We start from the raw sequence: 20318 nt of genomic DNA on the forward strand, positions 1-20318 counted from the left end.
AGAATATTTCAGCTCTCCTACTATCCGCTCCACGCCCCGCCGCCGACAGCCGTCGCATCACGATTCGAGGGCAAGGAGCCATGACCATGACCGCCACCCTTCGCAATCTGGAAGGCCAGGATGACGCCACCATCCTGCGTGAGATTCAAAGCGCCCTGAATGGCCTGAAGTTCGGCTCGGTGGAAATCACCGTGCACAACGGCCAGGTAGTGCAGATCGAGCGCAAGGAAAAATTCCGCCTCCAGCAGCCTGGCAGCAAGAACGCCTGAGCCCTTTCGCCAACCCGACCACGGGCAGCCACGCATGAACCGCTACCAGTACTGCCGATGTAACCCGCGAATGCCGGCCCAGAGAGCAGACATCGCACCGCCAGACACGTACAGCACAGTATTCAGTATCTAGGAGCATCACCATGTCCATTCGCCGTTTCGCACTCGCTGCACTCGCCAGCGCCCTGGTTGCCGGCCCGGTCGCCGCCCAGACGCTGCTCAACGTGTCGTACGACCCGACCCGCGAGCTGTACGTGGAATTCAACAAGGCCTTCAACAAGCACTGGCAGGAACAGGGCAACGAGCCGCTGACCATCCAGCAGTCCCATGGTGGTTCGGGCAAGCAGGCCCGTGCGGTGATAGATGGCCTGCAAGCCGACGTGGTGACCCTGGCACTGTCCGGCGATATCGACGCGATCAACCTCAACCAGCCGCTGATCGACAAGGACTGGCAGAAGCGCCTGGCAGACAACAGTACGCCGTACACCTCGACCATCGTGTTCCTGGTGCGCAAGGGCAACCCGAAAGGCATCAAGGACTGGGACGACCTGGTCAAGGATGGCGTGGAAATCATCACCCCGAACCCGAAAACCTCCGGTGGTGCACGCTGGAATTTCCTCGCTGCCTGGGCTTACGCCAAGAAGAAATACGGCAGCGACGAAAAAGCCCTGGAATACGTGACCGAGCTGTACCGTCACGCGCCAGTGCTCGACACAGGTGCACGCGGCGCGACCATCAGTTTCGTGCAGCGCGGCCTGGGCGACGTGCTGCTGGCCTGGGAAAACGAAGCCTACCTGTCGCTGGCTGAAGAAGGTGGCGACCAGCTGGAAATCGTCACCCCGTCGCTGTCGATCCTCGCCGAGCCGCCGGTGGCCGTGGTCGACAAGAACGTCGACCGCAAAGGCACCCGCAAGGCCGCCGAAGCCTACTTGCAGTACCTGTACAGCGAAGAAGGCCAGCGCATCGCCGCGAAGAACTTCTACCGCCCGCGTGACGCCAAGGTGGCGGCCGAATTCAAGGATCAGTTCAAGAACCTGGAGCTGGTCACCATCGACAAGGATTTCGGCGGCTGGGCCAAGGCTCAACCGAAGTACTTCGATGATGGCGGCGTGTTCGACGACATCTTCAAGAAGATTAACCAGTAAGTTCAGCTGATCGACCTGGCCCGCCATTGCGCAACTCAATGGCGGGCTTTGTTGTGGACCTGATCAAAAGGACTCTCCATGTCTCGTCGAACTTCCTCGGTCATACCCGGCTTCGGGTTGACTCTGGGCTTCACGCTCACCTACCTGGCGTTGATCGTGCTGATCCCGCTGGGTGCGATGTTTCTGTTTTCCCTGCAGCTATCCGCTGACCAATGGTGGGCACTGCTCAACAACCGTCAGCTGCAGTTTTCCCTGAAGCTGTCGTTCGGCACCGCGCTGGCGGCTGCCCTGCTCAATGGCATTCTCGGCACCATCATCGCCTGGGTGCTGGTGCGCTACACCTTTCCGGGACGGCGCATCATCGATGCCATGGTCGATATGCCGTTCGCCCTGCCGACCGCCGTGGCAGGTATCGCGCTGACCGCGCTGTACGCGCCCAACGGCCTGATCGGCTCGCTGTTCCCGTTCAAGATCGCCTACACGCCGCTCGGTATCACTCTGGCGCTGGTGTTCGTGACGCTGCCTTTCGTGGTGCGTACCCTGCAGCCGGTACTCGCCGACATTCCCAAGGAAGTCGAAGAAGCCGCTGCCTGCCTCGGTGCCAAGCCGCTGCAGGTGTTCCGCCACATCCTGCTGCCGAGCCTGCTGCCCGCCTGGCTGACCGGCTTTGCTCTGGCCTTCGCCCGAGGCGTCGGCGAATACGGCTCAGTGGTGTTTATCGCCGGCAACATTCCGCTGAAGACCGAGATCCTGCCGCTGCTGATCGTCTCCAAGCTGGACCAGTACGACTACCCGAGCGCCACCGCCATTGGCGTGATCATGCTCGTGGTGTCGTTCATTCTGCTGCTGCTGATCAACATCCTGCAGCGCCGCATCCAGCCGAAAATCTGAGGAGCCCGTCATGAGCCTTGCAACCCTTGGCAAGAACGCGGCCCGCCCGGTGCGCCGCTCCCCCGGCGCCATCGCCCTGATCGCTGTCGCCTGGGCAGTGTTCGCGGTGATTCTCGTGCTGCCGCTGTACATCGTCGTCACCCAGGGCCTGAGCCGTGGCCTGGAGTTCTTCTGGGAAGCGATCAGCGAACCGGACGCCATTTCCGCGCTCAAGCTGACCCTGCTCGCTACCGCCATCTCGGTGCCGCTCAACCTGGTGTTCGGCGTGGCCGCCGCCTGGGCGGTGACCAAGTTCGAGTTCCGCGGCAAGAGCATTCTGATCACCCTGATCGACATGCCATTCTCGGTGTCGCCGGTGGTCGCTGGCCTGATCTACGTGCTGCTGTTCGGCGCGCAGAGCAAGCTGGCGCCGTACCTGCAGGATCACGATCTGCAGATCATCTATGCGGTGCCGGGCATCGTCCTGGCGACCATCTTCGTGACCTTCCCTTTCGTCGCGCGCGAGCTGATCCCGCTGATGGAAGAACAAGGCACCACCGAGGAAGAGGCCGCGCGCCTGCTCGGTGCCAACGGCTGGCAGATGTTCTGGCATGTCACGCTGCCTAACGTAAAATGGGCGCTGGTCTACGGCGTGGTGCTGTGTACCGCGCGGGCGATGGGCGAGTTTGGTGCGGTGTCGGTAGTTTCCGGCCATATCCGCGGTTACACCAACACGCTGCCGCTGCACATCGAGATTCTGTACAACGAATACAACATCGTCGCCGCGTTCAGCGTGGCCATCCTGTTGCTGGTCATGGCCCTGGTGGTTTTGCTGCTTCGCCAGTGGAGCGAAGCGCGCCTGAGCCGACAGCTCAAAGCCAACCAGGACGACTAAACCCTTTTTGCCGGCGCCGCGCCCTCTCGCGAACCGGCCAGACAGAAACAGGTAGACACCATGAGTATCGAAGTCAGCGGCATCAACAAGCACTTTGGCCAGTTCAAGGCGCTCAACGACATCAACCTGAACATCCAGAGTGGCGAGCTGGTCGCCCTGCTCGGCCCGTCCGGCTGCGGCAAGACCACCCTGCTGCGCATCATCGCTGGCCTGGAAACCCCGGACAGCGGCAACATCGTGTTCCACGGCGAAGACGTTTCCGAGCACGACGTGCGTGATCGCAAGGTCGGTTTCGTGTTCCAACACTACGCCCTGTTCCGCCACATGACGGTGTTCGACAACGTCGCCTTCGGTCTGCGCATGAAACCCAAGGGCGAGCGCCCCAACGAGAACGTGATCAAGAAGAAGGTCCACGACCTGCTCGATCTGGTGCAGCTCGACTGGCTGGCCGACCGTTATCCGGAGCAACTGTCCGGTGGCCAGCGCCAGCGCATCGCCCTGGCCCGCGCCCTGGCGGTAGAACCGAAAGTGCTGCTGCTCGACGAGCCCTTTGGCGCCCTCGACGCCAAGGTGCGCAAGGAGTTACGCCGCTGGCTGGCCCGGCTGCACGAGGAAGTGCACCTGACCAGCGTGTTCGTGACCCACGACCAGGAAGAGGCCATGGAAGTGGCCGACCGCATCGTGGTGATGAACAAGGGCGTGGTCGAGCAGATCGGCTCGCCGGCCGAAGTCTACGAGAAGCCGGCCAGCGATTTCGTCTACCACTTCCTCGGTGATGCCAACCGCCTGTACGTCGGCGACGATCACCACGTGCTGTTCCGCCCGCACGAAGTGAGCCTGTCGACCGAGGCGCTGGAGGGCCATCAGGCCGGTGAAGTGCGCGATATCCGCCTGCTTGGCGCCATCACCCGCATCACCCTGAAGGTCGACGGTCAGGACGAGCTGATCGAAGCCGAAGTGGCCAAGGATCACCTCAGCCTCGACAACCTCGCCCGCGGCGCCACGCTGTACTTCAAGCCCAAGGGCGGCAAGCCGGTGAGCACTGGCGTGCAACCGTAAGCGGCACGCGATAAGCCTCAAGTGAAAACGCCCCGGCCAAACAGCCGGGGCGTTTTTATTTGCGCCTTCGCCTACCATAAGCGCCCACCTGCAACGGACGCTCGCCCATGCTCACCTTCGACGGACTCGTCGCTTACCTGCCGCTGATTTTGCTGACCTTCCTGCTCGCCGGCATGGTCAAGGGCATCGTTGGCCTCGGGCTGCCGACCATCGCGGTCGGCCTGCTCGGTTTGGTGATGACGCCGATGCAGGCCGCAGCGCTGCTGATCATTCCGTCGATGGTCACCAATATCTGGCAACTCTGCGATGGCCGCAGCCCGCTGCCGATGCTGCGGCGCCTGTGGCCGCTGCTAGTGGGCATCGTGGTTGGCACGCTGGCGATCGGCTTCTACCTGCAGGGCGAACAGCTGCCGAATGCCACCCGCTGGCTGGGCCTGGCGCTGATTCTCTATGCGGTATTGGGGCTGGCATCGGTGCGCTTCGCGGTGATGCCGGCACATGAAGGATGGCTGGCGCCAATCATCGGTGCCGTTACCGGGGCGATCACCGCCGTGACCGGCGTGTTCGTGATTCCCGCCGTGCCTTACCTGCAGGCTATCGGCCTGGAAAAGGACGACTTGGTGCAAGCCCTGGGGATTTCCTTCAGCGTCTCGACAATCGCCCTGGCCCTCAGCCTGGGCCATAGCGGCGAGCTGCTGCAACCGGCGGTGCTTGGCATGTCCGCCCTGGCCTTGCTGCCAGCGCTGATAGGCATGGCCAGTGGCCAATGGCTGCGCCGCCGGATCAGCCCAGAGCGCTTCAAACGCTGGTTCTTTATCGGCCTGCTGCTGCTCGGCGCCGATTTGGCGCTACGTGGTGGTTTCTAGCGGCTGAGATGTGGCGGAGCAGCCGCTTGCGAACTCGTGGGAGGGGCTTTAGCCCCGAGCTCTTTACGCCTAGCTTGGCACAATCGAGGCTAAAGCCTCTCCCACAAAAGCTCCGCCCACCGGCTGCTTTTGCCTTACAAAAGCCCCAGTCAAACCACCCCGCGCTCGCGAATCAGCGTCGGGCCAGCACGCTGGACGACTTCATGCTCAATCTCCTGGCGCAGGCCGAGCAGAAAGGCCGCCTCGGCAACCACGAACAACGGCCCGATGATCAGCCCCATGACGTCATCGACGAACGCCGGTTTGCGGCCTTCGTAGTAATGGCCGACGAACTGGATGACCCAGCCGACCACGAACAGCCCCAGCCCACCGCTCAGCCACAGCAAGGTGCCCGCCATCGCCAGCCCGGCGCTGAACCACAGGCAGAGGCCAAATAGCGCGCCCATAATCACGCCGAAACGTACATCAAGGCGCAGATAGAACAGCGTGCTCAGCAGCGCAGCGAGGGACGCAGGAGACAGCCACAGGCCGCCCACGACGAAGCCCGGGCGTGACAGCAAAACGGTAACCGCCAGCACGATCATGGGAATACCGATGAAGTGGGTGGCGATGTTGCGCCGGTCACGGTGATAGGCGGCGTATTGGGCGAGGTGATCCACCAGGGTTTTCATTGTTATTGTCCTCTCGGGTGTAGGTAACCGCATAATGGCGCGGCCACTTCGCCAGCACTGTCAGCTAGCCGACAAACCGGAAACTCCATGACCGATCTGCATGCCACCTTGCTCCAGGGCCAATGGTTCGCGGCGTTGCCTCAGGCCTTGCAGCAGGCGCTGCTTACCCAGGGCCGGCAGCTGAAGCTGGAGGCCGGGCAACGCCTATTCAGCCGCGGCGACACGCCCAGCGGGCTGTATGCGGTGCTGTCAGGCGCCATGCGCGTTGGCAGTGTGGATGCCGACGGCAAGGAAGCGCTGCTGGTGCTCGTGGAAGCACCGCACTGGTTCGGCGAAATTGCCCTGTTCGATGGCCAGCCACGTACCCACGATGCGTTAGCCGAAGGCGCCAGCAGTCTCTTGCACGTACCCCAGGCGGGCCTGCTGAGCCTGCTAGAAACGCACCCCGCCTACTGGCGCGACATCGCACTGCTGATGGCCCACAAGGTACGCCTGGCATTTATCGCCTTGGAAGAGATGAGCCTGCTGCCAGCCGCGCAGCGCCTGGCCCGGCGCCTGCTGCTGATCGCCGAAGACTATGGCGAAACCCAGGGCCCGCGGCGCGTCATTCATCTGGCCCAGGAGCAGTTGGCAGCGATGCTGGCGATCTCCCGGCAAACCGCCAACGGCGTGCTCAAGGACCTGCAGGCCCGCGGCATCGTGCGGCTGACCTACGGCGAAATCGAAATTCTCGACCTCGACGGCCTGCGCCAAGCCGCTCGCTAGAAAATGAAGCTTTTGTGACAACAGAACCAATGGCAGAGCGCCATGTCCCTATTCATTCTCTGCAATCCCGGCTGATGGGGTAACCCTGCGGCCAAAAGCGACCCGAGATCACGTTGCCAGAATCCGCGCCTACTTCCGACCTACCCGCCGTACTCGCCGGCCCGCTTCTGCGGCGCCTGGAGCCCGGCCGCCTGGTGTTGTGGCTGGTCGGCAGCCGCGAGTTGCAGCTGGCCCTGCGCCTGGCTCCAGCCGGCCAGGCGAGCCGTGATTACCCGCTGAGCGATGCCTGCCAACGTCTGAGGATCGGCGAGCACGCGGTCATTCACCTGATCGACCTGCACCTCAATACTCCGCTGCCGGAGGACGAGCTGATCGCCTACGATCTGCTCGTCGACGGCCATCACGGCATCGCTGACTGGGCCGCGCACCTGCTGTACGACGGCGCGACCCAACCCAATTTCGTGCTGCGCTCGCGTATCGACAATCTGCTGCACGGCTCCTGCCGCAAACCGCATCACCCATCCAAGGATGGCCTGCTGTGTGCTGACCGCCTGCTGGCCGCGCCCCACGCGGCGAATGAGCGGCCGGCCGTGTTACTGCACAGTGGCGATCAGGTTTACGTCGACGACGTTGCCGGGCCGATGCTGCGCGCCATCCACCAGCTGATCGAACGCCTGGGTCTGTACCACGAGAAACTCGAAGGTGCGGTGGTCGATGACAGCGCCGACCTCTACGGGCACCCGGCCAGCTATTTTCATCGCGCCGACCTGCTGCCGGCGCTGAAGAGCAACGAGACGCTACGTGAACGCTTTTTCGGCGGCACCGAAAAACCCATCTTTACCAGCAGCAACGCCGATAACCACTTGGTCACCCTGGCCGAAGTGCTGGCCATGTACCTGTTGGCATGGTCGCCAACGCCCTGGACGCTGCTCGACAGCGACGCGCCGCAGCTGAGTGCCGAGGATGCCGAGCGCTATGACCGCGAGCGCACCAACATCGCCGCGTTTGTCGACAGCCTCGGCGGAGTGGCTCGGGTACTTGCGCATCTGCCGAACCTGATGATCTTCGACGATCACGACATCACCGATGACTGGAACCTCTCCGCGCAATGGGAAGAAACTGCCTACGGCCATCCCTTTTCCAAGCGCATCATCGGCAACGCGCTGATCGGCTACCTGCTGTGCCAGGGCTGGGGCAACAACCCGGACGCCTTTGCCGAGCCCCTGGCCGGTACACGCACCTTGTGCGAACAGGCCAAAGAGCGCGGCTTCGGCAGCCCGGCCCAGGATCGCCTGATCGACGAACTGATGAAATTCCAGCAGTGGCACTACGTGCTGCCCAGCAAACCGGCGCTACTGGTGCTCGACACGCGCACCCGGCGCTGGCGCAGCGAGCGCAATATCAAGCGGCCTTCCGGGCTGCTCGACTGGGAAGCGCTGAGCGAATTCCAGCAGGACCTGCTCGACCATCCCTCGGCGATCATCGTCTCGCCGGCGCCGATGTTCGGCGTCAAGCTGATCGAAGCGGTGCAGCGGGTGTTCAGCTGGGCCGGCCACCCGTTGATGGTCGATGCGGAAAACTGGATGGCCCATCGCGGCGCCGCCAGCGTGATGATGAACATCTTCCGCCACTCGCGTACGCCACGGGACTACGTGGTGCTGTCCGGCGACGTGCACTACTCGTTCTTCTACGAGGTCAAGGTACGCCAACGACGCAATGGGCCGACGGTCTGGCAGATCACCAGCAGCGGCGTGAAGAACGAGTTTCCGCGCCGCTTGCTGGACACCTTCGACCGCCTCAACCGCTGGCTCTACGCGCCCTGGTCGCCGCTCAATTGGCTGACCAAACGCCGCCGCATGCAGGTCTTCCCGCACATCCCCAAACACAGCAAATCAGGCGAACGCCTGTGGAACTCCGCCGGCCTCGGCCAGGTGCTGTTCAACGCCGAAGGCCAGCCCAGCCGTGTGTTCCAGCTCAACGCCGACGGTTCACCACGCACCGAATTCATCGATGACCGTGATGAAGTGGCAGAGCCCAATGAAGAGCCCAAGCGCGTTTAGGGATCAAGCACCAGAGTGCCTAGCGCAATTTCTCCAGCATCTGGTAGTACCACATGCCCGCCGCCAGCATCGGGTTGCCGAGCTGATCGCCCAGCGGCACCTTGATGTGCTTGCAGGCGGCGAAGGTGTCGAACTGCTCCAGGTCGCCGGTAATCGCCTTGGCCATGATCTCGCCCATGATGTGGCTGGTGGCCACGCCGTGGCCGGAGTAGCCCTGGCAGTACCAGACGTTGCCGGACAGCTTGCCCAGCTGGGGGATGCGGTTCATCACGATGCCCATGGCGCAACTCCACTGGAAGTCGATCGGCACGCCCTTGAGCTGCGGGAAGGTGCGCTCGATGCACGGGCGCAGCTCGCCGGCGATATCCCGTGAATCACGCCCCGAGTAATTGGCGCCCCCGCCGAACAACAGCCGGCCATCGCCGGTGAGGCGGTAGTAGTCGAGCACGAAGCGGCAGTCGTACACCGCCAGATCCTGCGGGTTGATCTCGCGGGCCAGCTCGCCCAGCGGCGCGGTGGTGACAATGCCGCCCATGGCCGGGAAGATCAGGCCCTTGAGCTGGCGTCGCTCCAGTTTGTGGTAGACGTCACCAGCCAGCAGCACCTGCTTGGCCTCGATCCGCCCGCCGGTGGTGACCACGGCCGGGCGTGGGCCGTGGACGATCTCCAGCACCTCGGAATGTTCGAAGAGCAGCGCGCCCAGGCTTTCGGCCGCCCGGGCCTCGCCGAGGCACAGGTTGAGCGGGTGCAGGTGCATGTTGCGGGTATTCTTCAGCGCCCCGCAGTACAGCTCGCTGCCCAGTTGGGAACGCACCCCGGCGCCGTCGAGCAGGGTCACCTCGGACTCCATGCCGCGGCGCAGCGCTTCATCGTAGGTCGCCTTTAGCTCGTCCATATGGCTGGCTTTCATCGCCGTATGCAGGTGGCCGTGCTTGAGGTCGCAGGCGATGCCGTACCTGGCGACGCGGCTCTTGATGATTTCATGGCCGCGCCAGCGCAGGTGCCAGATGAAGTCGTCCACCTCCTCGCCCAGGGTGTTGCGCATTTGCTTGCGCATGGCTGCATCGCCGGAGAGGCTGCCGGTGACCTGGCCGCCGTTGCGCCCGCTGGCGCCCCAGCCGACCTTGTGGGTTTCCACCACGGCCACCTTGAGACCGCGCTCGGCCAGCTCCACCGCCGTGGCGATGCCGGTGAAGCCGCCGCCGATGATGGCCACGTCCACGCTCACGCTGCCCTGCAGCGTCGGGTAGTCGCTCTCGAAGTTGAGCGAGGCCGCGTAGTAGGACGGCGCTCGCTCGGCGGCGGGTTTGACGGGTTGATTGCTTGCGTTCATTGCATGTCCTTAGCGTGCGTTCGCACCGATGAAATCGGTTATCGCGGCTGAAGCCGCTCCCACATGGAATGCAGAACCCGTGGGAGCGGCTTCAGCCGCGATCCTTTCAAATGGCGGCCATCAGGCGTTGCTCAGGTACCAGCGCCAGTCCTGCTCGCCGACCTCGCCCATGAACTGGCGGTGTTCAGCGTGCTTGATCGCCAGATACACCTTGAGAAACGCCTCGCCAAAGGCCTCGCGGGCCCACTCGGAATGCTCAAGTGCATGGATCGCCGCCGACCACTGGGTGGGCAGGTGCTCAGTGGCCTGGGCATAGCCGTTGCCCTCCACCGGTGCGCCGGGGTCTAGGCCCTCACGGATGCCCCGGTGAATCCCGGCGAGCATCGCCGCCGCGGCGAGATAGGGGTTGGCATCGGCGCCGCAGATGCGGTGTTCGATGTGCCGGGTAGCCGACGGGCCGCCGGGCACGCGCAGGCTGACGGTGCGATTGTCCACGCCCCAGGTGGGCGCCAGCGGCGCATAGCTGTTGGCCTGGAAGCGTCGGTAGGAATTGGCGTTGGGGCAGAACAGCAACAGCGAATCGAGCAGGCTGGCGAGCATGCCGCCGACTGCCTGGCGCAGCAGCGGCGTGCCGGCAGGCTCCGGGCTGGCGAACAGGTTGTCACCTTGCCCGTCGGCCAGGCTGACGTGCATGTGCATGCCGGTGCCGGCCAGGTGATCGAAGGGCTTGGCCATGAAGCAGGCCTGCATGCCGTGGGCATGGGCCACGCCCTTGACCAGGCGCTTGTAGCGCACCGCCTGGTCCATCGCCGCCAGCGCCGGGCCGTGCTCCAGGGTGATTTCCACCTGGCCGGGGGCGTACTCGGAAATCGCCGTGCGCGCGGGAATGCCCTGGGCCTTGCAGGCGGCATAGAGGTCCTTGAGAAACGGCTCGATCTGCTCCAGCTCGCGCAGGCCATAGACCTGAGTCTGCCGGGGGCGGCCGCCGTCGGCGTCCAGCGCTGGTTGCGGGCGCCCGTGGGCATCGCGTTTCTGGTCGAGCAGGTAGAACTCCAGCTCGCAGGCCATCACCGGGTGATAGCCGTCCGCCTCGAGCTGCTCGATCACCCGCACCAGCAACTGCCGCGGATCGGCGGGCGTAGCTGGCATTCCCTCAGTCGGGTGCATCGACACCTGCACGGCCGCGGTGGGAATCTGCCGCCAGGGCAGACGCACCAGGCTGCCGGCCAGCGGGTAGGCACGGCAGTCGATATCGCCCACCTCCCAGACCAGGCCGGTGTCCTCGACGTCTTCGCCCTGGATGGACAAACCGAGCATGGTGCTCGGCAGCGGTCGGCCGCTCTGGTACAGCGCCAGCAGTTCCTCGCGGTGCAGCAGCTTGCCGCGCGGCACGCCATTGACGTCGAGGATGAACAGCTCGATCAGTTCGATATCGGGGTGGCGCGCGAGGAAATCCTCGGCGTCCTGCAGGGGGGCGAATGGCATGATGTCGGCTTCTCACAAGGCCACGGGCGGCCGTTACGGCGACCCGGATTGGCTAGACGGCTGCAGGGCAGCCACGTGCATCAACGGGTGAGAAGTGCATCCGGCGGGCGGGCATGGCGGCAATGCCAGAGCGCCCAAAAGGCGAGGATCTGCGGCAGCGCCGTGGCTTCAGGCACCCGCCCCCGCGAGCGCAGGGCCGGCAGGGTGACAGGGCGGGCAGAACGGCAAACCGGAATAGACATGCCCGCGAGGCTCGCACGGGGCGACAGTCAGGTTAAATCGTTAATGGCGCATCTTCAGATAACCAGCGGCTAAACAATAGCGGTCACGGCTCCGGCTTGTAACCCAGGCGCAAACCGCCCCAATGCTTGCCCTGCACATGGATCGGTACCGACAGGTCGTGCATCAGTTCGCCGGTATCACGCATGTAGGTCTGCAGCAACACCCGTTGCTTGTGGCTGCCGCAGCGAATGCCGGTGCGGTCGTTGAACATCCGCTTGCTGCGGCTCTTCACGGTGTCCACGGCACGGTCGCCGGTGGGCGGATGGTTGAACGCCTGGTTATGGGTCGGCACGTAGCCTTCCGGCGTGGTGGCGATGGCGAACACCAGGCCTTCATGGCGCTTGAGCAGCGGCTCCTGGATGGCCGGCAGCACGCCGTCGGCGTAGCTGTCGAAGCGCGTGCGGAACTTGGCCGGGAAGCTGTTCGGGATTGGCTGGTACTGGCGGTCGAACAGGTCCGCCAGGCTGATGCGCCCGGCCTGGATGTCGGCCTCGAATTGCGCGGCAATCGCCGCTGCGCCTTCCAGCGCGAGGTCGTAGATGCGTTGGTGATAGTCGTCGAAGCCGACGCTGGCCAGCTGCTCGCTGACGCTTTCCGCCTGACCAACCAGTTGCTCGGCGGCCTTGCCCAGCTGGCGGGTCTGGTCTTCGCTGCTGCGCACGTCACCACGTAGTTGCTCGACGGCCACCAGCAACTCGGCCAGGTGTTCGTGGTTGCTCGCCGTGCCGGCGCTTATCTGCGCCACCTGGGTATCCACATCGGCGGCCAGGTCGGCGATGCCACGCAGTTGCTCGCCGGTGAACTCGATCTGCCGGGCGGCCGCTTCCAGCTCCTCGGCCTGGCGTTGGATATGGCTGACCACCGCGGCGCTCTGCTGGCGAATATCGGCGACCATCTGCCCCACCTCGCCGGTGGCGCTGGCGGTTCGTCCGGCCAGGCTGCGCACCTCGTCGGCGACCACCGCGAAGCCACGCCCCTGCTCGCCGGCGCGCGCGGCCTCGATGGCCGCGTTGAGCGCCAGCAGGTTGGTCTGGCTGGCGATGGACTGGATCACCTGGGTGACCTGTTCGATCTGCTCGGTTCGCGCGCCAAGGCCGTCGATCAACTCGCGGCTGGCAGCGGCCTGGGCACTGAGCTGCTGCATGCGGCCGATAGCCTGCTGCAACTCAATCTGGCCGCTGGCGCTGCTGGCGCGCACGGTCTGTGCGGCACCGAGGGTCTGGCCGGCGCGCTCGGCGTTGCTCTGCTCGGTGCACGTGACGGCCTGGGCGCCTTCGCTGATCTGCTCGACCGCCGCCAGCTGCGACTGCAACCTGCCCGCCAGCTGCTGCACGGTGAAGGCCACCTGGGCGGCGGACAGTGCGTTATGGCAGGTGTGCTGCGACAGGCTCTGGCTCAGCTGATCCAGCGAGGCTGTTGGCGAGGAATCGGCAACCGCCGGTGCCTGATGTCGCCAAGGCCCAAGCCAAGGCCACAGTGCCAAAGACAGCAACGCGATGACGCCGAGATAGATGGGCAGATGCACCTGCTGCCACACCACCAGCAATGCGAGCAGACCGAGCACATGCAGGGCCAGCGCGAGCCAATGACGGGTAATTCCAGCGTCCATGGCGGACCTCATTGTTCTTATTGTGTGGTGATACGACCGACAGGCGCTGCCGGCACAACGCGGTACCTATCGTCAGCACATCGACCGGGCGGAGAAAATCTGTAGTCGAGAAGCCAATCAGGTCAGTTGATCACCCCAGCACACCGAGAGCTATGGAACTTTGGTAGCAGAGCGGCGGATGCGCTCAGCGTTCGAGACGATGGCGTTTGACGAACGAGCGGTCGAAATAATCCTTGCAGCGCCCGTACAGCTGCCCGCCGGCGCTCCACTGGCGCCAGCCAAGCAGGGCACCACCATCACCACTGGCCAGCAGCAGCGGGCGCTGACCATGCGCCTTGTAGTCGCGCAGCGTGCCGCCACGCAAGGCGGCTGCCAGGTTGGCGGCGAGCACCGGTACCTGGCGCATCGAATACAACCCGCTCTTGCGCACGCCAGGCAGATTGGCGCAATCGCCAACGGCGAAAACCTGCGGGTGGGAATGGCTTTGCAGCGTTGGCGCGGTGTGAACGAAACCATCGCCATCGCAGCTCAGGCCGCTGGACTCGATCCACGGCAGCGCCTGGGCACCGCTGGCCAGCAGCAGGCGGCTGCCATGCCACACGGATGCCTCACCGCTGATCAGGCAGTTGCCGTCGATGCGGCTGATTGGGCAGTGCTCGCGCACCTGCACGCGGCGCATGCGCAGGTGGCCCCAGGCGCGCATGCGCAACCCGGCACAGTGCCCCGCCAGCAGCGGCTCCCCGCAGAACAGCGCAAGTTGTGGCACCTGATCGGCAAGCGCCAGGGCCATCTCCACGCCCGCCACGCCGCCGCCGAGAATCGCCAGCGGTTGCGGGTCGCGCTGCCAGGCCTGCCAGCCGGTGATGAAGTGATCCATGGGCTTCACCGCCAGCACGTCCATTCCCTCACCCTCGCGTGGTGGGCAGGCGACCCGGTCACCGACATTGAGCGACAGCCAGTTGCCCTGCAATACGCGGCCGTCTTCCAACGTCAGCTGACGTGTCGCGGCGTCCAGCCCGGCCACGGGTGCGACGATCAGCTCGACCTTCGCCGCCAGGCATAGGTCGTTCAGGCCGATCTGACAATCGTCAGGTGAATAACGACCGCCAACCAGCCCCGGCAGCATGCCGGCGTGCCAGGTGTGCTCGGCACTTGCCACCAGAGCGATACGACCCGCCGGCCGCTCGATCAGCGCCCAGCGCCGCAGAACCCCGAGATGGGCCGGGCCTGCGCCTACCAGCAACAGATCGTAGTCAGTCATCTACACCTATATCCTTGAAAATCCGGGAGCAACGTGCAGCCGCTTTGGCCGTGCACCGCGAGCTTTGACCGAAACCTGCGCGCAATGATCCCGTCAACGCCAGGGTTTCCTGAGCACGGCGGCGGCAAGCCGTTTCGAGCAAGAGAAGAGACGCTTGAGGCAGGCTTTCGGCACATTTTTTCTGCGGTTATTGCTCATCGCGCTACTCGCCTCAGCCGCTCGGGCGCGGCGACACAGAGGCCGAACGGCAGGCAAAAAAAGACCCGCCGAAGCGGGTCCTTTTCAACGGCGTGGCTTACGCCAGTTCGTCGAAGCACTCGGCCACGATGGCGATGCCTTTTTCCAGCTGAGCGTCCGGAATGGTGACCGGCATCAGGAAGCGCACCACGTTGTAGTAGGTGCCGCACGACAGCAGGATCAGGCCCTTCTCGCGCGCCTTGGCGACGATCTTGCCAGTCAGCTCGGCAGCCGGTTTGCTGTGGTCGCCGCCCTCGAACAGCTCGATGGCGATCATCGAACCCAGGCCGCGCACGTCACCGATCACCTTGTGCTTCTCGGCGATCTTGTTCAGGCCAGCTTTGAGCTTCTCGCCGACGGCGTTGGAGCGATCCAGCAGCTTCTCTTCGTCGAACACCTTGAGCACGGCCAGGGCCGCGGCGCAGGCGATCGGGCTACCGGCATAGGTGCCGCCCAGGCCGCCGGGCGCGATCTTGTCCATGATCTCAGCCTTGCCGCTGACGCCGGAGATCGGGAAGCCGCCGCCGACGGATTTGGCGAAGGTGGTCAGGTCTGGCACGACGCCCAATTGCTCGGTGGCGAAGAAGGTGCCGGTACGGCCAGCGCCGGTCTGCACTTCGTCAGCGATCAGCAGAATGCCGTGCTGGTCGCACAGGGCGCGCAGGCGTTGCATGAAAGCTGGCGAGTTGACGTAGAAGCCGCCTTCGCCCTGCACCGGCTCGATGATGATCGCGGCGATGTCCTGAGGCTGAGCATCGTTCTTGAAGATACGCTCGATGCTGGCGATGGATTCGTCTTCGCTGACACCATGCAGCTCGCACGGCGCGATGGCGCGGTACACACCGGCAGGCATCAGGCCCATGCCGGCGGAGTACGGCGCGACCTTGCCGGTCAGCGACAGGGTCATCATGGTGCGGCCGTGGTAGGCGCCGGTAAAGGCGATCACGCCAGCACGGCCGGTAGCGGCACGGGCGATCTTCACGGCGTTCTCGACGGCTTCGGAGCCCGAGGTGACCAGCAGTGTCTTCTTGGCGAAGTCGCCCGGTACGCGCTTGGCGATTTCTTCGCACAGCTCGATGTAGGGCTCGTAGGCCAGCACCTGGAAGCAGGTGTGGGTCAGCTTGGTCAGTTGCTCCTGAACGGCGGCAACCACTTTCGGGTGCAGGTGGCCGGTGTTCAGTACGGCGATGCCGCCGGCGAAGTCGATGTACTCACGGCCTTCGACGTCCCACACGGTGGCGTTCTCGGCGCGCTCGGCTACGATCGGGTGGATCTGACCGACGCCACGCGGTACGGCGGCTTGGCGGCGTTGCAGCAGGGATTCGTTGGTCTTGCTCATGGCTTCCTCATTCACCGCTCATCGTCGGTGTGGTTCAAGGATGAAATGACCGGGTCAGCGCCGTCGCAGCATACGATGATCGACTGCAACACTCGCCCCGATCACAGGGACTATTTTTACTTTCACGTACTATCGGAGCGTAGCGAGCGAAGGTCAGGCAAGGCGGCGGGGCCGGGAAAAAGCGGAGTTGGCTGTTGCCAATGAGCATTTTTCCCGGCCCCGCCAACGCAGCATCACCGAAGCGCAGTAGCGACTACCTAGATGCTCAGGCAGAGGTACTTGATTTCCAGATAATCCTCGATGCCGTACTTGGAGCCTTCACGGCCCAGGCCGGAGGCCTTGATGCCGCCGAACGGCGCCACTTCGTTGGAGATCAGTCCGGTGTTGATGCCGACCATACCGTATTCCAGGGCCTCGGCCACGCGGAACACGCGGGAGAGGTCACGGGCGTAGAAGTAGGAAGCCAGACCGAACTCTGTGTCGTTGGCCATGGCGATCACTTCGGCTTCGTCCTTGAAACGGAACAGCGGCGCCAGCGGGCCGAAGGTTTCGTCCTTGGAGACCAGCGCATCCTTCGGCACGTCGGCCAGGATGGTCGGCTCGAAGAAGGTACCGCCGAGGGCATGGGCCTTGCCACCGGTGAGGATCTTGGCGCCTTTGGAAACAGCGTCCTGGATGTGCTCCTTGACCTTGGCCACGGCCTTCTCGTCGATCAGCGGGCCGGTCGTGGTGCCCTCTTCCAGACCGTTGCCGATCTTCAGTTTCTCGACCGCAACCTTGAGCTTCTCGGCGAAGGCATCGTAGACGCCATCCTGCACGTAGATGCGGTTGGCGCACACGCAGGTCTGCCCGTTGTTGCGGTACTTGGAGATGATCGCGCCTTCGATGGCCTTGTCCAAGTCAGCGTCGTCGAACACGATGAAGGGCGCGTTGCCGCCCAGTTCCAGGGACACCTTCTTGATGTCCTGGGCGCATTCGGCCATCAGCTGGCGACCGATCTCGGTGGAGCCGGTGAACGACAGCTTGCGCACGATCGGGTTGCCAGTCAGCTCGCTGCCGATGTCGCCAGCGCTACCGGTCACCACGCTGAACACGCCAGCCGGGATACCGGCACGGGTGGCCAGCTCGGCCAGGGCCAGGGCGGAGTACGGGGTTTGCGAGGCCGGCTTGAGCACCATGGTGCAACCGGCAGCCAGGGCCGGACCGGCCTTGCGGGTGATCATCGCCGCCGGGAAGTTCCACGGGGTGATGGCCGCGGTAACGCCGATCGGCTGCTTGATGACGATCAGGCGCTTGTCGGCCTGGTGGCCCGGAATGGTGTCGCCATAGATGCGCTTGGCTTCTTCGGCGAACCACTCGATAAAGGAGGCCGCGTAGGCGATCTCGCCCTTGGCTTCGGCCAATGGCTTACCCTGCTCGATGGTCATCAGGCGAGCCAGGTCGTCCTGGTTCTCCAGCATCAGCTCGTACCAGCGGCGCAACTTGGCGGAACGCTCTTTGGCGGTCAGTGCACGCCAGGCCGGCAGCGCCTTGTCAGCAGCTTCGATTGCGCGGCGAGTCTCGGCAGCACCCATCTTCGGCACGCTGCCGATCACGTCGCCCGTGGCCGGGTTGGTCACCTTGATGGTCTGGCCGCTGTCGGCATCAGCCCAGGCGCCGTTGACGAAAGCTTGCTGGCGGAACAGTTGCGCGTCTTTCAGTTGCATGGCGATCTCCTCTATCCCGGCACCACGGCGCCAGGAGATGACGAAAGAAGCTGGGAGCGAACCCAGGTATGGGTAGAGCGACAGGCTAGCAGCTACCTGCCAGTTCGAACGGAGTGTGCAACCGGGAGTTCAGCTTGGCAAACACTGACGTTTGAAATATCAAACAGATCCTAAGATCAGCCCGTGTAAAGGGCAATAGGGCGTTCGAGAAAATTAACAATCCGCCCGATCACTGGTGGCAAAGCAGCCTTACTTTATAGCCGAAGTCGGCCCCTCGTAATCTCCAAAACGGCCTTGTCAGTAGCATGGACGCACGCCAGCGACATGCGTATGATTGCGCTCCGCAACGCACCAGTAGCTCAGCTGGATAGAGTACTGCCCTCCGAAGGCAGGGGTCGTGGGTTCGAATCCCGCCTGGTGCGCCAGATTGCTGGTTACATTCATCCATTACGGATGCACATGGAATACCCAACAAAGCCCGCCATGCGCGGGCTTTGTTGTTTCTGACGCTTACTCCCCTGTGAGTTGAAGCGTTAATGAGGCGCTGCCTTAGCTTGTTAGTAGCCCTGCACCACCGCGTCCATGCGGCGCTTCTGCAAGAACATAAAGCCTTACCAGCCTAACTCGCCACTCTTTGGCCGAGACGAATAAGCACGCCTGCTTTGTCAGAAGACGTACTTGCATGGCAGTCGCGTAACGACAGAGCTCAAGCGCATCTGATGACGAAAGTTCGAGGAAATCCTGCCGCCGCTTCGAGCTCGCCCTTCCTGAAAGCCTGCGATCAATCAATCGAAACCGCGATCCATCAGTGGGTGTCAACTGCATCGATATCTCCTTCACCCACTCAGGATGCTTACCATGTACAACCCAGCCATTCACGCCAAAGGCGAACTCTCGCAAGGTATCGTCTGGCTCGCTCGGACTGGCTATGCGGCACGCGGAGTGGTGTATCTAATTATCGGTACTTTCGCGCTGCTCGCCGCTAGAGGGAGCGGTGAAGCTGTCGGCACCAAAGGCGCCATCTCGCAGCTGCTAGGGCAACCATTCGGCGAAACGCTGCTGTGGGTGATGGTGGTGGGGCTTGTCGCCTACGCAGCCTGGCGGATGACTCAGGCCATCACCGACCCGGAAGATCACGGGACCGATGCCAAGGGGCTAGCCGCCCGCGCTGGCCTTGTCGGAGGTGCCATCAGTTACAGTCTACTTACCCTGTTCACGCTCGGTCTGCTGGGAAGCTCGCTCGGCGAGTCGTCGGGGGGAGGCGATGGCGGCGATGACTTTCTCTCCGGCATCCTGGGCTGGAAGTATTCGAACTATCTGGTTTACCTGGTGGCGCTGGTGCCTCTGGGCGTCGGTATCGCCCATATCATCAAGGGCTGGAAAGCCAAGTTCGAAAAGTACTTCTCGGCCTCGGACGAGGTCATGCGCTGGGTAACCCCCATCTCGAAGGTGGGCCTGATAGCGCGAGGCGTCTCGTTTCTGGTGGTGTCCGGCATGCTCTTCAGTGGGGGTAATCGCTACCAACCCACTTCGCCACCAGGCCTCGAGGACGCCCTGAATGCACTGCAGTCACTACCCTTCGGCGCCTTCTGGCTGGGACTGATTGCTGTAGGACTGATCGCCTTTGCGCTGTATAGTTTTTCCGAAGCGATCTGGCGGCGTATCGACACGGCGGCGGTCTTTGACTGATATCCCGCCAGCATAAAAGCCCCGTCGAGAGGGAGGCTTTCATTCAACAGTGTCGTGCCCTGAATAAGACCTACACCTTCTGACGTTTGTTGAAGGCTGAAGGTGGTGGAAACACGCCTGCCGGTTCGCAGTGACCCTTTGGTGCCGGAGCTTAGTCAAGAAGGATCATCAGCCACGACGTTCATAAGGACTTGCAGACCTTTACCGGGCGCCCCGCCTTTGCGCAGCGGCCGAGAACACAGAGGAGCAAACGAGCGCTCGCCTACCACTCTGATCGCGGAACCCAGTATTGCTCTGCGCTCCATCAGCCACTGCGTAAGTACAAAAACGTGCAATGCTCGATCACCAACGACCGCTGCTGGCAGAAGTACTGCGCAGAGCCGACAAAGCCACTGAGTCTCTGCCGTGGTTTTCCGCGGCCCCTAAAAGACGAAACCCCAGATCTCTATTGAGATCTGGGGTTTCTAGTAGAAGCTTGACGATGACCTACTCTCACATGGAGAAACTCCACACTACCATCGGCGATGCATCGTTTCACTACTGAGTTCGGGATGGGATCAGGTGGTTCCAACGCTCTATGGTCGTCAAGCAAACTGGTTGCTGCTTCGGGGTTTAGCCGCTGCAGCGAATTGGGTATGTGATGTCAGTTGGTATTACGTGTTCTCGCAAATTTTCGGCATTACTGTCGACTTCTACCGTCTAACAGCCAAATTGTTTGGGTGTTATATGGTCAAGCCTCACGGGCAATTAGTACTGGTTAGCTCAACGCCTCACAAC

General features: G+C 63.3%; 16 protein-coding genes, 1 tRNA gene and 1 rRNA gene. 10 read left to right on the forward strand and 8 right to left on the reverse strand.

From position 1 onward, the window contains the following. Positions 1-86: 86 nt before the first annotated feature. The 6 genes from oscA (at position 87) to BUC40_RS13940 (ending at position 5104) form a co-directional block, all read left to right on the forward strand. Entirely contained in the window at positions 87-269 is a 183-nt protein-coding gene (oscA, locus tag BUC40_RS13915; protein WP_013793331.1) for a sulfur starvation response protein OscA, read from the forward strand. A gap of 143 nt (positions 270-412) precedes the next feature. Further along, a complete protein-coding gene (locus tag BUC40_RS13920; RefSeq protein WP_073266674.1) occupies positions 413-1414 on the forward strand; it encodes a sulfate ABC transporter substrate-binding protein in 1002 nt (333 codons plus the stop codon). Positions 1415-1492: 78 nt separating this feature from the next. Continuing rightward, positions 1493-2305 carry a sulfate ABC transporter permease subunit CysT gene (cysT, locus tag BUC40_RS13925; protein WP_073266675.1) on the forward strand — a complete coding sequence of 271 codons (813 nt, stop codon included), beginning with the start codon at positions 1493-1495 and terminating at the stop codon, positions 2303-2305. A gap of 10 nt (positions 2306-2315) precedes the next feature. Continuing rightward, entirely contained in the window at positions 2316-3179 is an 864-nt protein-coding gene (gene cysW / locus BUC40_RS13930; protein ID WP_073266677.1) for a sulfate ABC transporter permease subunit CysW, read from the forward strand. Positions 3180-3239: 60 nt separating this feature from the next. Further along, positions 3240-4238, forward strand: a complete 999-nt coding sequence (locus BUC40_RS13935; protein WP_073266679.1) for a sulfate/molybdate ABC transporter ATP-binding protein — start codon at positions 3240-3242, stop codon at positions 4236-4238. Between the two features lie 107 nt (positions 4239-4345). After that, positions 4346-5104 carry a sulfite exporter TauE/SafE family protein gene (locus BUC40_RS13940; RefSeq protein WP_073266681.1) on the forward strand — a complete coding sequence of 253 codons (759 nt, stop codon included), beginning with the start codon at positions 4346-4348 and terminating at the stop codon, positions 5102-5104. Positions 5105-5253: 149 nt separating this feature from the next. Here the strand turns inward: BUC40_RS13940 and BUC40_RS13945 are convergent, their stop codons facing one another. Continuing rightward, on the reverse strand, positions 5254-5775 hold the full coding sequence (locus BUC40_RS13945; protein ID WP_073266683.1) for an Mpo1 family 2-hydroxy fatty acid dioxygenase: 522 nt from the start codon (positions 5773-5775) through the stop codon (positions 5254-5256). Positions 5776-5862: 87 nt separating this feature from the next. On the opposite strand from BUC40_RS13945, the gene BUC40_RS13950 reads away from it, so the two are divergent. After that, the gene (locus BUC40_RS13950) at positions 5863-6540 is read left to right on the forward strand and encodes a Crp/Fnr family transcriptional regulator (RefSeq protein WP_073266685.1); all 678 of its coding nucleotides are present in this window, start codon (positions 5863-5865) and stop codon (positions 6538-6540) included. Between the two features lie 113 nt (positions 6541-6653). Continuing rightward, complete coding sequence (locus BUC40_RS13955; protein WP_073266687.1) at positions 6654-8600, forward strand: metallophosphoesterase family protein; 1947 nt, start codon at positions 6654-6656, stop codon at positions 8598-8600. 19 nt (positions 8601-8619) lie between these two features. Here the strand turns inward: BUC40_RS13955 and BUC40_RS13960 are convergent, their stop codons facing one another. The 6 genes from BUC40_RS13960 to gabD all read right to left on the reverse strand — a co-directional run bounded on the left by BUC40_RS13960 (position 8620) and on the right by gabD (position 17852). After that, complete coding sequence (locus BUC40_RS13960; RefSeq protein WP_073266689.1) at positions 8620-9933, reverse strand: NAD(P)/FAD-dependent oxidoreductase; 1314 nt, start codon at positions 9931-9933, stop codon at positions 8620-8622. Between the two features lie 120 nt (positions 9934-10053). After that, on the reverse strand, positions 10054-11418 hold the full coding sequence (locus BUC40_RS13965) for a glutamine synthetase family protein (protein WP_073266691.1): 1365 nt from the start codon (positions 11416-11418) through the stop codon (positions 10054-10056). A 325-nt stretch (positions 11419-11743) separates the two neighbouring features. Then, positions 11744-13309: a methyl-accepting chemotaxis protein gene (locus BUC40_RS13970; RefSeq protein ID WP_073266693.1), complete on the reverse strand. Its 1566-nt coding sequence runs from the start codon at positions 13307-13309 to the stop codon at positions 11744-11746. Positions 13310-13493: 184 nt separating this feature from the next. Beyond that, on the reverse strand, positions 13494-14570 hold the full coding sequence (locus BUC40_RS13975) for an FAD-dependent oxidoreductase (RefSeq protein ID WP_073266695.1): 1077 nt from the start codon (positions 14568-14570) through the stop codon (positions 13494-13496). 295 nt (positions 14571-14865) lie between these two features. Then, complete coding sequence (gene gabT, locus BUC40_RS13980; protein ID WP_073266697.1) at positions 14866-16146, reverse strand: 4-aminobutyrate--2-oxoglutarate transaminase; 1281 nt, start codon at positions 16144-16146, stop codon at positions 14866-14868. Positions 16147-16403: 257 nt separating this feature from the next. Continuing rightward, a complete protein-coding gene (gene gabD, locus BUC40_RS13985) occupies positions 16404-17852 on the reverse strand; it encodes an NADP-dependent succinate-semialdehyde dehydrogenase (RefSeq protein WP_073266700.1) in 1449 nt (482 codons plus the stop codon). 348 nt (positions 17853-18200) lie between these two features. On the opposite strand from gabD, the gene BUC40_RS13990 reads away from it, so the two are divergent. Both BUC40_RS13990 and BUC40_RS13995 read left to right on the forward strand, forming a co-directional pair. Continuing rightward, positions 18201-18277, forward strand: a tRNA-Arg gene (locus BUC40_RS13990). A 433-nt stretch (positions 18278-18710) separates the two neighbouring features. Continuing rightward, positions 18711-19541 (forward strand): DUF1206 domain-containing protein, encoded by an 831-nt coding sequence (locus BUC40_RS13995; protein WP_073266703.1) that lies wholly within the window; start codon positions 18711-18713, stop codon positions 19539-19541. 473 nt (positions 19542-20014) lie between these two features. On the opposite strand, the gene rrf is transcribed toward BUC40_RS13995, so the two are convergent. Continuing rightward, positions 20015-20130: ribosomal RNA gene (gene rrf, locus BUC40_RS14000) — 5S ribosomal RNA — on the reverse strand. Positions 20131-20318: the final 188 nt, after the last annotated feature.

It is taken from the genome of Phytopseudomonas punonensis (genome assembly GCF_900142655.1).
Taxonomy (GTDB): Bacteria; Pseudomonadota; Gammaproteobacteria; order Pseudomonadales; family Pseudomonadaceae; genus Aquipseudomonas; species Aquipseudomonas punonensis.